The sequence below is a fragment of the Micromonospora krabiensis genome, assembly GCF_900091425.1.
Taxonomy (GTDB): domain Bacteria; phylum Actinomycetota; class Actinomycetes; order Mycobacteriales; family Micromonosporaceae; genus Micromonospora; species Micromonospora krabiensis.
This window is the reverse complement of the sequence record NZ_LT598496.1, coordinates 3,284,961-3,297,861: the sequence shown is the minus strand read 5'-3', so window position 1 is coordinate 3,297,861 and position 12,901 is coordinate 3,284,961. Positions and strand designations below refer to the sequence as shown.

The 12,901-nt window shown below is 72.7% G+C and carries 11 protein-coding genes; 7 read left to right on the top strand and 4 right to left on the bottom strand.

The features are described 5' to 3' along the window. Positions 1 to 23: 23 nt before the first annotated feature. The 4 genes from GA0070620_RS14720 to serA all read left to right on the top strand — a co-directional run bounded on the left by GA0070620_RS14720 (position 24) and on the right by serA (position 5,460). Positions 24 to 1,904 (top strand): acetolactate synthase large subunit, encoded by a 1,881-nt coding sequence (locus GA0070620_RS14720; protein WP_091591209.1) that lies wholly within the window; start codon positions 24 to 26, stop codon positions 1,902 to 1,904. Continuing rightward, a complete protein-coding gene (ilvN, locus tag GA0070620_RS14715; RefSeq protein ID WP_091591207.1) occupies positions 1,904 to 2,419 on the top strand; it encodes an acetolactate synthase small subunit in 516 nt (171 codons plus the stop codon). Before GA0070620_RS14720 ends, ilvN begins: the two co-directional genes overlap by 1 nt. A gap of 90 nt (positions 2,420 to 2,509) precedes the next feature. Continuing rightward, positions 2,510 to 3,523 (top strand): ketol-acid reductoisomerase, encoded by a 1,014-nt coding sequence (gene ilvC / locus GA0070620_RS14710; protein ID WP_091591205.1) that lies wholly within the window; start codon positions 2,510 to 2,512, stop codon positions 3,521 to 3,523. A 338-nt stretch (positions 3,524 to 3,861) separates the two neighbouring features. Then, positions 3,862 to 5,460, top strand: coding sequence for a phosphoglycerate dehydrogenase (gene serA, locus GA0070620_RS14705; RefSeq protein ID WP_091591202.1), 1,599 nt, complete (start codon positions 3,862 to 3,864; stop codon positions 5,458 to 5,460). 80 nt (positions 5,461 to 5,540) lie between these two features. Here the strand turns inward: serA and GA0070620_RS14700 are convergent, their stop codons facing one another. Together GA0070620_RS14700 and GA0070620_RS14695 are read right to left on the bottom strand one after the other, a co-directional pair. Next, a complete protein-coding gene (locus tag GA0070620_RS14700) occupies positions 5,541 to 5,897 on the bottom strand; it encodes a hypothetical protein (RefSeq protein WP_091591199.1) in 357 nt (118 codons plus the stop codon). Positions 5,898 to 6,201: 304 nt separating this feature from the next. Next, positions 6,202 to 7,047 carry an FAD:protein FMN transferase gene (locus GA0070620_RS14695; RefSeq protein ID WP_091591197.1) on the bottom strand — a complete coding sequence of 282 codons (846 nt, stop codon included), beginning with the start codon at positions 7,045 to 7,047 and terminating at the stop codon, positions 6,202 to 6,204. A 219-nt stretch (positions 7,048 to 7,266) separates the two neighbouring features. Between GA0070620_RS14695 and GA0070620_RS14690 the strand changes: the two genes are divergently transcribed. Together GA0070620_RS14690 and GA0070620_RS14685 are read left to right on the top strand one after the other, a co-directional pair. Further along, positions 7,267 to 8,301 carry a 3-isopropylmalate dehydrogenase gene (locus GA0070620_RS14690; protein WP_091591194.1) on the top strand — a complete coding sequence of 345 codons (1,035 nt, stop codon included), beginning with the start codon at positions 7,267 to 7,269 and terminating at the stop codon, positions 8,299 to 8,301. 236 nt (positions 8,302 to 8,537) lie between these two features. Continuing rightward, the gene (locus GA0070620_RS14685; RefSeq protein WP_091591191.1) at positions 8,538 to 9,635 is read left to right on the top strand and encodes a branched-chain amino acid aminotransferase; all 1,098 of its coding nucleotides are present in this window, start codon (positions 8,538 to 8,540) and stop codon (positions 9,633 to 9,635) included. A 95-nt stretch (positions 9,636 to 9,730) separates the two neighbouring features. Here the strand turns inward: GA0070620_RS14685 and GA0070620_RS14680 are convergent, their stop codons facing one another. Continuing rightward, entirely contained in the window at positions 9,731 to 10,480 is a 750-nt protein-coding gene (locus GA0070620_RS14680; protein ID WP_377521043.1) for a tyrosine-protein phosphatase, read from the bottom strand. Positions 10,481 to 10,530: 50 nt separating this feature from the next. Continuing rightward, complete coding sequence (locus GA0070620_RS14675) at positions 10,531 to 10,989, bottom strand: PRC-barrel domain-containing protein (protein ID WP_091591188.1); 459 nt, start codon at positions 10,987 to 10,989, stop codon at positions 10,531 to 10,533. A gap of 329 nt (positions 10,990 to 11,318) precedes the next feature. Between GA0070620_RS14675 and cimA the strand changes: the two genes are divergently transcribed. Beyond that, entirely contained in the window at positions 11,319 to 12,899 is a 1,581-nt protein-coding gene (cimA, locus tag GA0070620_RS14670; protein WP_091591185.1) for a citramalate synthase, read from the top strand. Positions 12,900 to 12,901 lie beyond the last annotated feature (2 nt).

Sequence of the window (12,901 nt, the reverse complement as noted above, 5' to 3'; positions counted from 1 at the left end):
TCCAGCCGAAGGCCTGAACCGCAATGACGAGACCCACGCCAGAGACCCTCGCCCACTCCGCCCGGCGGGCCCGCGCCACCGCGGCGCCGGCGCTCGACGCCGACCACCCCACCCGGGCCACCGCCACCCCGTCCGCCCCGGCCGTACGGACCCCCGCTCCCGTCGAGGTCTCCGGTGCCGGCTCGCTCGTGCGGTCCCTCGAGGCGCTCGGCGTCGACGTCGTCTTCGGCATCCCCGGTGGCGCGATCCTGCCCGCGTACGACCCGCTCTACGACTCCAGCGTGCGGCACATCCTGGTCCGGCACGAGCAGGGCGCCGGGCACGCGGCGACCGGCTACGCGCAGGCGACCGGCCGGGTCGGCGTGTGCATCGCCACCTCCGGGCCGGGCGCGACGAACCTGGTCACGCCGATCGCCGACGCGTACATGGACTCGGTGCCCATGGTGGCGATCACCGGGCAGGTGGCGCGGCCCTCGATCGGCACGGACGCCTTCCAGGAGGCGGACATCCAGGGCATCACCCTGCCGATCACCAAGCACAACTTCCTGGTGCAGAGCGCCGAGGAGATCCCGCAGGTGCTGGCCGAGGCGTTCCACCTGGCGAGCACCGGCCGGCCCGGCCCGGTGCTGGTCGACATCCCCAAGGACGTCCTCCAGGCGCCGACCACGTTCAGTTGGCCGCCGACGCTCGACCTGCCCGGCTACCGGCCGACCCTGCACCCGCACGGCAAGCAGATCCGCGAGGCCGCCCGGCTGATGACCACGGCCCGCCGTCCGGTGCTCTACGTCGGCGGCGGCGTGCTGAAGGCCGGCGCCACCGAGGGGCTGCGGCAGCTCGCCGAGCTGACCGGCATCCCGGTGGTCACCACGCTGATGGCGCTGGGCGCGTTCCCCGACTCGCACGAGCAGCACCTGGGCATGCCCGGCATGCACGGCACGGTCGCCGCGGTCTACGGGCTGCAGAAGGCGGATCTCATCGTCGCGCTGGGCGCGCGCTTCGACGACCGGGTCACCGGACGGCTGGACTCGTTCGCCCCCGACGCCACGGTGGTGCACGCCGACATCGACCCGGCCGAGATCGGCAAGAATCGCCACGCGGACGTGCCGATCGTCGGCGACGCCCGGCACGTCATCGACGAGCTGATCGCGGCGGTCACCGCGGAGCGGTCCGCCGGCCACGCCGCCGACCTCGGCGACTGGTGGACGCAGCTCGACGACCTGCGCAAGCGCTACCCGCTGGGTTACGAGGAGCCGGCCGACGGCACCCTCTCCCCGCAGTACGTGATCAAGCGGCTCGGTGAGATCGCCGGTCCGGACGCGATCTACGTGGCCGGTGTGGGCCAGCACCAGATGTGGGCCTCCCAGTTCATCTCGTACGAGAAGCCCCACACCTGGCTCAACTCCGGCGGCCTCGGCACGATGGGCTACGCGGTCCCGGCGGCGATGGGCGCCAAGGTCGGCAAGCCGGACACGGTGGTCTGGGCGGTCGACGGTGACGGCTGCTTCCAGATGACCAACCAGGAGTTGGCCACCTGCGCGCTGGAGGGCATCCCGGTCAAGATCGCCGTGATCAACAACGGCAACCTCGGGATGGTCCGGCAGTGGCAGACGCTCTTCTACAACGAGCGCTACTCGAACACCGAGTTGGGCACCCACAAGCACCGCATCCCGGACTTCGTGAAGCTCGCCGAGGCGCTCGGCTGCGTCGGGCTGCGCTGCGAGAACGCCGCCGACGTGGACAAGACGATCGCGGCCGCCATGGAGATCAACGACGCGCCGGTGGTCATCGACTTCGTGGTCGGCAAGGACGCCATGGTGTGGCCGATGGTCCCCGCCGGCACCAGCAACGACGAGATCATGTTCGCCCGTGGCGTCCGCCCGGCCTTCGACGAGGATGAGCTGTAATGACCATGCACACGCTGAGCGTCCTGGTGGAGAACAAGCCGGGCGTCCTGGCCCGGGTGTCCGGGCTGTTCTCCCGGCGCGGGTTCAACATCGACAGCCTGGCCGTCGGCGAGACGGAGAACCCGGACGTCTCCCGGATCACCATCGTGGTCAACGCCGAGTCGTCCCCGCTGGAGCAGGTCACCAAGCAGCTCAACAAGCTGGTCAACGTGCTCAAGATCGTGGAGCTGGACCCGCAGGTCTCGGTCGCCCGCGAGCTGCTCCTCGTGAAGGTCCGCGCCGACCGGTCCGCCCGCGCCCAGGTGCTGGAGACGGTGAACCTGTTCCGCGCCCGGGTGGTGGACGTGGCACCGGACACGCTGACCATCGAGGCCACCGGCACCCCGGACAAGCTGGACGCGCTGCTGCGCGACCTCGAACCCTTCGGCATCAAGGAGATGGTCCAGTCCGGGCTGGTGGCGATCGGGCGCGGCTCGCGTTCGATCACCGCCGGTCCCGCCCTGCGGGCCGCCTGACCCGACCGCCGGCGGCCCGGACGGGCCCCGGTGACCCAACCGCACAGACCACGACGGGCCGTCCCGGCCGTCGTACGAAAGGGAAGTTTCATGAGCGTTGAGGTGTACTACGACGACGACGCCGACCTGGGCCTGATCCAGGCCAAGAAGGTCGCGGTCATCGGCTACGGCAGCCAGGGCCACGCGCACGCGCTGTCGCTGCGCGACTCCGGCGTCGACGTGGTGATCGGCCTGCCGGTGGGCTCGAAGAGCCGGCCGAAGGCCGAGGAGCAGGGCCTGCGGGTGGTGACGCCGGCCGAGGCGGCGGCCGAGGCCGACGTGATCATGGTGCTTGCCCCGGACACCGTCCAGCGCACCCTCTACGCCGAGGCGATCGCGCCGAACCTGGCCCCGGGCAAGGCGCTCTTCTTCGGCCACGGCTTCAACATCCGCTACGGCTTCATCACGCCGCCCGCCGAGGTGGACGTCGCGATGGTCGCCCCCAAGGGCCCGGGCCACCTGGTCCGCCGCCAGTACGTCGACGGCAAGGGCGTGCCGGTTCTCGTCGCCGTCGAGCAGGACGCGTCCGGCAACGCCTTCGCGCTGGCGCTGTCGTACGCCAAGGGCATCGGCGGCACCCGCGCCGGGGCCATCCGCACCACCTTCACGGAGGAGACCGAGACCGACCTCTTCGGTGAGCAGGCGGTGCTCTGCGGCGGCGCGGCGGCGCTGGTGCAGACCGGCTTCGAGGTGCTCACCGAGGCGGGCTACGCCCCGGAGGTCGCCTACTTCGAGTGCCTGCACGAGCTGAAGCTCATCGTCGACCTCATGTACGAGGGCGGCATCGAGCGGATGCGCTACAGCGTCTCCGACACCGCCGAGTACGGCGACCTCTCCCGCGGCCCGCGCGTCATCGACGGTCGGGTCAAGGAGGAGATGCGCAAGATCCTCAGCGAGGTCCAGTCGGGCGAGTTCGCCCGCGAGTGGATCGCCGAGGACGACGCGGGCCGGCCGAACTTCACCAAGTGGCGGGCCGAGGGCGCGGCGCACCCCATCGAGGAGACCGGCCGGAAGCTGCGCGGCATGATGAGCTGGGTCGACCGTCCGATCACCGAGACCGCCTGACGGTTTCGTCCGCGACCACGGCACCGACCACCGGCACGTCCGGTGGTCCACCGGTGGCCCGGGTCCCGCGCCCTCCCCGGCGCCGGGCCCGGGCCACCGTGCGTTCCGGCCCCCCGGCCCCTGGGACGGTGGTCACCGGATGAACGGCGGATGACCGTCAGTCGACACGGTGTGTGAGGGCACTCACCCCACGGTCCGGAACACGTCGGGCAAGCCGCCCCCTACGATCGCGATAGGTGCGTAGCCGGCACCTGACGGCCATGACCCGGTTCGGCGCGGGGCGCATCGCGGCGTCCGACTGCCCGGCCGACCGCTTTCGACTACAGCTACGAGGACCGATGAATCCTGTCGTACTGATCGCCGAAGAACTCGCCCCCGCCGCCATCGAGGTGCTCGCGCACGACTTCGACGTCCGGCACGTCGACGGCACCGACCGCCCAGCCCTGCTCTCCGCGCTCGCCGAGGCCGACGCCGTCATCGTGCGCAGTGCCACCCAGATCGACGCCGAGGCGATCGCCGCCGCTCCGCGGCTCAAGGTGGTCGCCCGCGCCGGTGTGGGTCTGGACAACGTCGAGGTGCCGGCCGCCACCGCGCGGGGCGTCATGGTCGTCAACGCTCCGACCTCCAACATCGTCTCCGCCGCCGAGCAGGCCGTCGCACTGCTGCTGGCCGTCGCCCGCAACACCGCCAGCGCCAGCGCCGCGCTGAAGGCGGGGGAGTGGAAGCGGTCCAAGTACACCGGCGTGGAGATCCAGGGCAAGACGGTCGGCGTCGTCGGACTGGGCCGCATCGGCGTCCTCTTCGCCCAGCGGATCGCGGCCTTCGGCACCCGGCTCATCGCGTACGACCCCTACATCCAGCCCGCCCGCGCCGCCCAGCTCGGCGTGCGCCTGGTCGGCCTGGAGGAGCTGCTGCGGGAGAGCGACTTCATCTCCATCCACCTGCCGAAGACCCCGGAGACGGTGGGCCTGATCGGCGAGAAGGAGCTGGCGGTCGTCAAGCCGGGCGTACGCATCGTCAACGCCGCCCGCGGCGGCCTCGTCGACGAGCAGGCCCTGGCGGACGCGATCGCCGAGGGCCGGGTCGCCGGCGCCGGCGTCGACGTGTACGCGAAGGAGCCGTGCACCTCCTCGCCGCTGTTCGCCTTCGACAACGTGGTGGCCACCCCGCACCTGGGTGCGTCCACCAACGAGGCGCAGGACAAGGCCGGCCTGGCCGTGGCGAAGAGCGTGAAGCTCGCGCTGCAGGGCGAGTTCGTGCCGGACGCGGTGAACGTGCAGGCCGGCGGCGTGGTCGCCGAGGACGTCCGGCCGCTGCTGCCGCTGGCCGAGAAGCTGGGCCGGGCGTTCACCGCGGTCGCCGGCGGGGTCGCCGCCAGCGTGACCGTCGAGGTCCGGGGCGAGATCGTCAGCCACGACGTGTCGGTGCTCAAGCTCGCCGCCACCAAGGGCCTGTTCAGCTCGGTGGTCGAGGAGCAGGTCACCTACGTCAACGCGCCGCACCTCGCGGCCGAGCGCGGCGTCGAGGTCACCCTGGCCACGCTCGCCGACACGGTCGACCAGCCGACCCTGGTCACCGTCCGCGGTGCCCTGCCGGACGGTCGCACGGTCAGCGTCTCCGGCACGGTGACCAGCAGCGGCGCCCGGGACGTCCTCAAGCTCACCGAGGTCGACGGGTTCGACGTGGAGATCGGCGCGGAGGGCATCCTGCTCTTCCTCCGCTACGTCGACCGGCCCGGGGTGGTCGGCACGGTCGGCACCCTGCTCGGCGAGGCGGGCATCAACATCGCCGCCATGCAGGTCGCCCGCCGGGAGGCCGGTGGCGAGACGCTGATGACGCTCACCGTCGACCAGGCGCTCGGCGCGGACCTGCTCACCTCGGCCGCCGACTCGATCGGCGCCACCGCGGCCAGCGCCGCGGACCTGCGCGACGAGTGACCTGACGGCAGCACGACGGGGGGCCCGGCGATTCGCCGGGCCCCTTCGTCGTGCCGGGGCCGTGTCGGGTGCCGGCCGGGTCAGCCGGGCATCCGGGCCGGCGGCGGGTAGACCGAGCCGTCCTGGGCGTCGTAGAGCATCAGCCCGTTCTCGCCGGCCAGTCGCTCGATGTCGAGCAGCACCTGGTCCTCGCAGGTCGGATGCAGGTTCAGCTCAATGTGGTCGTTGGCCGTGTGCAGCGGGGCGACCGCCCACGGCGTGTTCGGGCCCGGGTGCCGGTCCGGGTAGGCGGACGTGATCGCCCGGTAGAACCGGACGACCCGGGGGTCCGGGTGGCGGTCGAGGTGCTGCCCCTGACGGCATCGCTGCACCGCTGCGCGGACGTCGTCCGGTGTCGCCCCGTCGGCCAGAGCCCACACGCTCAGATCGAAACTCACGGCGGACAGCGTGCCATCCAACGTTCACCATGTCGAAACTGCCCCGCCGCAGGCCAGCCCGCGAGATGGCAGTCTCCTGCCGGGACGGTCCGCTGTGGAGACTCTTGCGTCGAGTTGCGTCGATTCGCTAGCGTACCGGTGCGGTCACCGGCCGAGCACCGTCGGCCCGCCTTCGGGTGGCGCGGTCGACGCCCGGCCCGACCGGCCCGCACCCCTCGATTGCGCGAGCCACGCGCACTCGTCGCTGACCGGCCCCCACGGCCGTTGCCGCGGACGTGGGGGCCGATCGCGCGGCCCCTCCCGCTCAGCGGCGGTCGGCGAATAGCGCCCGATACTCCGACCCGCCCCGGAACCAGGCCAGGCCCGTGGGGCCGGCCGCGTAGAGCGCGGTGGCGTAGGCGTCGGCGACGGCGAGGTCCGGGCCGATCACCGTCGCGGCGACCAACTGGTCGGCCGGCTGCCCGGTGTGCGGGTCGACGACGTGCCCCTGCCGTCCGGTCACCCCGGAGGTGCCGACCGCGCCCTCGGTCATCTCCAGCACCAGGGGCGCCCGGTCGCGTTCGGTGGGGTGGTGCACGGCCACCCGCCACGGGCCGCCGTGCGGCGCGTGACCGCGGACCACCAGGTCGGCGCCGGCGAGCACCGCGTAGTCGTGGACCCCGTTGGCGCGCAGCCGGGCGGCGGCCCGTTCGACGGCCCAGCCGCCGAGCAGGCCGCCCGGGTCGAACCCGCCGGGCACGGCCCAGGCGTCGAACCACCCGTCGGTGGCCGCGCGCATCGCGACGCAGCGGTCCACCAGGTCCGCCAGCGGCGGGTACGACTCGGGGCTGATCTCCTCCCGACGCAGCCGGGACACCAGGCTCTCCGGGCGGGTCGGGCCGTAGGTCAGGTCGATCGCCCGCAGTTCGGCGACGGCGTCGCGAAGCGCCTCACCGACGACCCGGCGGCCCAGCCAGCCGGGGGCGTTGAGCAGCAGCGTGTACTCGGTGGCACCGGTGCGGACGGTGTGCTGCACGGCGATCCGGTCGGCGACCGCCGCGCCGGCCCGGTCGATGCGCTGGGTGCGGAGACCGAGCCGCAGGTCGGGGCGGCGGTGCCGGAAACCGGACAGCTCGGGCCACCGCGTTCGCGGCTGCTGGTCGATACGCACTGGAGATCGCCTCCTCGCGACGGGCGGTCGCCCCGTCGCGGCCGCCGACGCGGGCCCCGTGACCCGCTCATCCTGAGGCTAGGCAGCGAAGATGACCGCACCATGAATGTCACCTGGGAGGGTGCTGTGCATCAGGCCCTCCCACATGTTGGGCGACTCGTACCGGGAGGCGGGACGGCGGCGTACCGTGGTGCGGACGGCGAGCAGAGGAGCAGTGGCGTGGCACGGATCGCGGTGGTGGCCGGGGACGGTATCGGTCCCGAGGTGGTCGCGCAGGCCCGCAAGGTCCTCGACGCCGTGCTGCCGGGCGTGGTGGAGGCCACCGAGTACGACCTCGGCGCGGCCCGCTGGCACCGTACCGGAGAGGTGCTGCCCGACTCCGTCCTGGCCGAGCTGGCCGGGCACGACGCGATCCTGCTGGGCGCCGTCGGCGACCCGACCGTCCCGCCGGGCGTGCTGGAGCGCGGCCTGCTGCTCAAGCTCCGGTTCGCCTTCGACCAGTACGTCAACCTCCGCCCGTCCCGGCTCTGGCCGGGAACCGCCGGACCGCTCGGCAGCGTCAAGCCGGGCGAGGTCGACCTGGTGGTCGTGCGGGAGGGCACCGAGGGCCTCTACGCCGGCGCCGGCGGCTCCCTGCACCGGGACACCCCGGCCGAGGTCGCCACCGAGGAGAGCCTGAACACCCGGCACGGCGTCGAGCGGGTGATCCGCGACGCGTTCGCCCGGGCGCGCCGCCGGGAGCGCCGCAAGGTCACGCTGGTGCACAAGACCAACGTGCTGACCCACGCCGGCTCGCTCTGGTCCCGCACCTTCGAGGCCGTCGCCGCCGAGCACCCCGACGTCACCACCGAGTACCAGCACGTCGACGCGGCCGCCATGTTCCTGGTCACCCAGCCGCAGCGCTACGACGTCGTCGTCACCGACAACCTCTTCGGCGACATCCTCACCGACATCGCCGCCGCCGTGACGGGTGGCATCGGTCTGGCGGCCAGCGGGTGCATCAACCCCGAGGGTGCCTACCCGTCGATGTTCGAGCCGGTGCACGGCTCGGCACCGGACATCGCCGGTCAGGGCGTGGCCGATCCGGTCGCCGCCGTACTCTCGGCCGCTCTCCTGCTCGACCAGCTCGGACACGCCGACGCCGCCGCCCGCGTCACCGACGCGGTCGCCACCGAGCTGGCCGGCCGTGCGCCGGGCGTACCCGTGCGGACCGCCGAGGTGGGCGACCGGCTCGCCGGCTACGCCGCCGGCTGACGCCCGACGGTCCGCGAGCCCTCCGCACCACACCGTCCCCCACCGGAGGCGTTTCCGGTACGCGGCGAGCGCCGTCGCCCGGGTCGACTCCGGCCCGCCGCGGCACCGCCCGTTCGGCGCGCCCGGCCGGCCCGGGCGGCGCTACCCGCTGAACGAACGTTCGGGGTAAGTTTCTGAGCACCAGCAAACCGGCGTGCGGTCCCGCATGCCGTCCGTCCCGCAGGGAGGTCAGCGCGATGAGCGGTGGTGACAAGCTCGACTTCGAGATCCGTCCGAATCCCGCGCCGGTATCCGCCGCGGACCGGGCCGCGCTGCTGGCCAACCCCGGATTCGGGCGGGTCTTCACCGACCACATGGTGACCATCCGCTATGCCGAGGGCAAGGGCTGGTACGACGCCCGGGTCGAGCCGCGCGCCCCGATCCCGATGGACCCGGCGGCCGCCGTCCTGCACTACGCGCAGGAGATCTTCGAGGGGCTGAAGGCGTACCGGACCTCCGACGGCGGCGTGACGATGTTCCGCCCGGAGGCCAACGCGGCCCGCTTCGCCGCGTCGGCCCGGAGGATGGCGATGCCGGCGCTGCCGGAGGACGCGTTCGTCGACTCGCTGCACCGGCTCATCGAGATCGACCGGGAGTGGATCCCCACCGTCCCGGACGGCAGCCTCTACCTGCGGCCCTTCATGTTCGCCAGCGAGGTCTTCCTCGGTGTCCGTCCGGCCAACGAATACCTCTACGTGGCGATCGCCTCCCCGGCCGGCGCCTACTTCGCCGGTGGGGTCACGCCGGTCAAGGTCTGGGTCTCGCCCGACTACACGCGGGCGGCGCCCGGCGGCACCGGCGCGGCCAAGTGCGGCGGCAACTACGCGGCCTCGCTGGCCGCCCAGGCCGAGGCGATCGAGCACGGCTGCGACCAGGTGGTCTTCCTCGACGCGGTGGAGCGCCGCTTCGTCGACGAGCTGGGCGGCATGAACGTGTTCTTCGTCTACGACGACGGCACGGTGGTGACCCCGCCGCTGACCGGCACGATTCTGCCCGGCATCACCCGCGAGTCGGTGCTGACCCTGGCCGTCGAGGCGGGGCACCGGGTGGAGGAGCGTCCGGTCACGTTCGCCGAGTGGCAGGCCGACGCGGCCAGCGGTCGGCTGCGCGAGGTCTTCGCCTGCGGCACCGCCGCGGTCATCACGCCGATCGGCGAGGTCCGCTACCCGGAGGGCCAGTTCCTCGTCGGTGGCGGCGAGCCCGGCCAGTTCACGATGGGGCTGCGCCAGCGGCTGGTCGACCTCCAGCGGGGCAACGCCCCCGACCCGCACGGCTGGGTGCAGCGGGTCCTCTGAGTCCGCCGATCACCCGGCCCTCTTCTCCCGGCCAGGGAGGAGAGGGCCGGGTGCGTCGTCGGCGCGCGCCGCGGGTGGGCCTTCCGACGCGGACGTCAGGCCAACAGGTGGTCGCGGAGGCCGGCGAGCTGGGCGTCGGTGACGCCGGCGTGCCGCAGGTAGCCCTCCACCGAGCCGTGTCCCCGCCGCAGCTCCGCCAGGAAGAGGCGCATCGCGTCGGGCGGCGAGGCCAGGAACGGCGGCGGCACGTCCACCCCCGACTGCGTGCTGGCGACGACCCAGTCGTGGAACCGTCGCGAGGCGACGCTGCTCAGCGCGTAGTCCTCGGCGATCACGTCGTCGGCCACACCGAGCACCGCGAGCGTGAGCGCGCAGACGATGCCCGTGCGGTCCTTGCCCGCCACGCAGTGCACCACCACCGGGGCGCTGGTGGAGTCGGCGATCAAGCCGACCGCCTCGGCGAGCCCGGCGGTCCCGGTCTGCGCCAGGTCGGCGTACCGATCGGCCAGGTAGCGGGCCAGGTCGGTCCCGGGCTGGTGCGGCTTCTCGTCCCACTCGGCGTGCTCGGGGTGGATGTGCCGCCAGGTCAGGCCGTCCCAGTCGGGGACGCGGCCGTCGCGCTCCACCTCGTAGGGGCGGCGCAGGTCGATCACCGTGCGGACGCCGAGGGCGCTGAACGCCGCGCGGTCGGTCTCGCCGAGCCGGTGCAGGGAGTCTGAGCGATAGAGCCGGCCGCTGCGCACGGTGCGGCCGGCGTGGCCGGTGTAGCCACCGACGTCGCGGAAGTTGAACGTCGCGGAGAACGGGATGTGCCGGTTGACCTCAGGGGCGTCCACGCCTGACACGGTACCGGCCGGCGGGGCGACGCCCCACCGGCCGGCGAACAGGGGAACCGTCACCTGGCGGTACCCGGCGGGATGGCCGCGTACGTGTCGCCGTAGTAGCCACCGAGCTTGTCCCGGTAGGCCGGATCGGTGTCGGCGGTCTCGTCGAACTCGGGCGCGGCCTTGATCTGGTCCTTGCTCCGGTCGATGTAGACCTTCCGCTCGTCGTGGTCGACGTGGTTGACGGTGCCGGCAGGGATCATGACCTTCTTGCCGAAGATCCACGGCCCGGTGTCGACCACGAGGTAACTGGAGTTGACCTCGTGGCTGGCCCGGTCCACCTTGCCGATGCCGCCGTCACCCGCCTCGACCTTGTAACCCACCAGGTCGACGCTGGCAACGCCCGCGTCGTCCCGGTAGCGCCAGGGGTCGAAGGTGCCGCCGGGCGTGCCGCCCGGGAAGGCGCCCTGTCCGCCCGGCGCGAGCGGATCCGGCGTCCCGTGGGTCGTTCGAGGGTCGAGCCGCTCCATGGCGTTTCACTCCTCTTCTCGACTGATCGGGGGTTGGTGCCCTGTCAGCCCCATGTCCTACCCGTTGTCGAGATCGCTACACCTCGCCGCCGGGACGCTCGGCTGGTCGTCCCGAGATGTGGATTGTTTCTCCCAAAAGTCGGAGCGAGGTGGCAGAGTAATCGTCGTGACCAGCACCGCCCTGCTTATTGGTAACTAGCGCGCCGGCTTCCTCTCCGCCGAGCGCGCAGACCTCCCGCATCCGCGGGGGGTCTTTTTGTTGCTCCCGGTGGTCCCGTCCGGTCGCTGCTCCGCCCGCGTCCCGCAGTCCGTGCAGAGAGAGGCACGCCATGAGGTTCCAGGTCTACGACACGACGTTGCGCGACGGCGCGCAGCGCGAAGGACTCACCTACTCGGTGGTCGACAAGCTGGCGGTGGCGCGCCTGCTGGACGAGTTCGGGGTGGGCTTCATCGAGGGCGGCTGGCCGGGGGCGGTGCCGAAGGACACGGAGTTCTTCCAGCGGGCGCGCAAGGAACTCGACCTGCGGCACGCGGTGCTCGTCGCCTTCGGCGCGACCCGGCGCGCCGGCCTAGCGGTCACCGAGGACCCCCAGGTGCGGGCCCTGCTCGACGCGGAGACCCCGGCGGTCGCGCTGGTCGCGAAGGCCGACCTGCGGCACGTCGAGCGGGCGCTGCGCACCACCGCGGGGGAGAACCTCGCGATGATCCACGACACCGTGGCGCACCTGGTCGCCGAGGGCCGCCGAGTCTTCGTCGACGGTGAGCACTTCTTCGACGGCTACCGGCACGACCCGGCGTACGGGGCGGCCGTGGTGGAGACCGCGCTGGCCGCGGGCGCCGAGGTCATGGTGCTCTGCGACACCAACGGCGGCATGCTCCCGTCCCAGGTCGCCACGGCCATCGCCGACCTGACCGAGCGGCTCGGCGTCGCGCCCGAGCGGCTCGGCATCCACTGCCAGAACGACACGGCGTGCGCGGTCGCCAACACCATCGCCGCCGTGGAGGCCGGGGTACGCCACGTCCAGGGCACCGCCAACGGGTACGGCGAGCGGCCGGGCAACGCGGACATCTTCGCGGTCGTCGCCAACCTCCAGCTCAAGCTCGGGCTGCCCGTCCTACCCGACGGCTGCCTGGAGCAGATGGTGCGGGTCTCGCACGCCATCGCCGAGATCGCCAACATCGCCCCCGACACCCACCAGGCGTACGTCGGGGCCGCCGCCTTCGCTCACAAGGCGGGGCTGCACGCGAGCGCGATCAAGGTCGACCCGTTGCTCTACAACCACGTGGACCCGTCGGTGGTGGGCAACGACATGCGGATCCTGGTGACCGAGATGGCCGGCCGGGCCAGCGTCGAGCTCAAGAGCCGCGAGCTCGGCCTGGACCTGGCCGGCCATCCGGACACGCTGTCCCGGGTCACCCGTCGGGTCAAGGAGATGGAGGCCGGTGGCTGGTCGTTCGAGGCCGCCGACGCCTCGTTCGAGCTGCTCGTCCGCTCCGAGCTGCCGGAGGGTGCGCCGGCGCGACCGTTCGCGCTGGAGTCGTACCGGGTCCTGGTCGAGCACCGGGAGGACGGCGCGGTGGTGTCCGAGGCGACCGTCAAGATCCGCGTACGCGGCGAGCGCGTGATCGCCACCGCCGAGGGCAACGGCCCGGTCAACGCGCTGGACGAGGCGCTGCGGGTGGGGCTGGCCCGGCACTACCCGGAGCTGCTCGGCTTCGAGCTGGCCGACTACAAGGTCCGGATCCTGGAGGGCAGCCACGGCACCGGCGCCGTCACCCGGGTCCTGGTCGAGACGGCCGGAGGCGGTCGTGACTGGACCACCGTCGGCGTGCACCCCAACGTGGTCGAGGCGAGCTGGCACGCCCTCGTCGACGCCCTGACCTACGGCCTCTCGCGCGCCAAGGTCTGAGC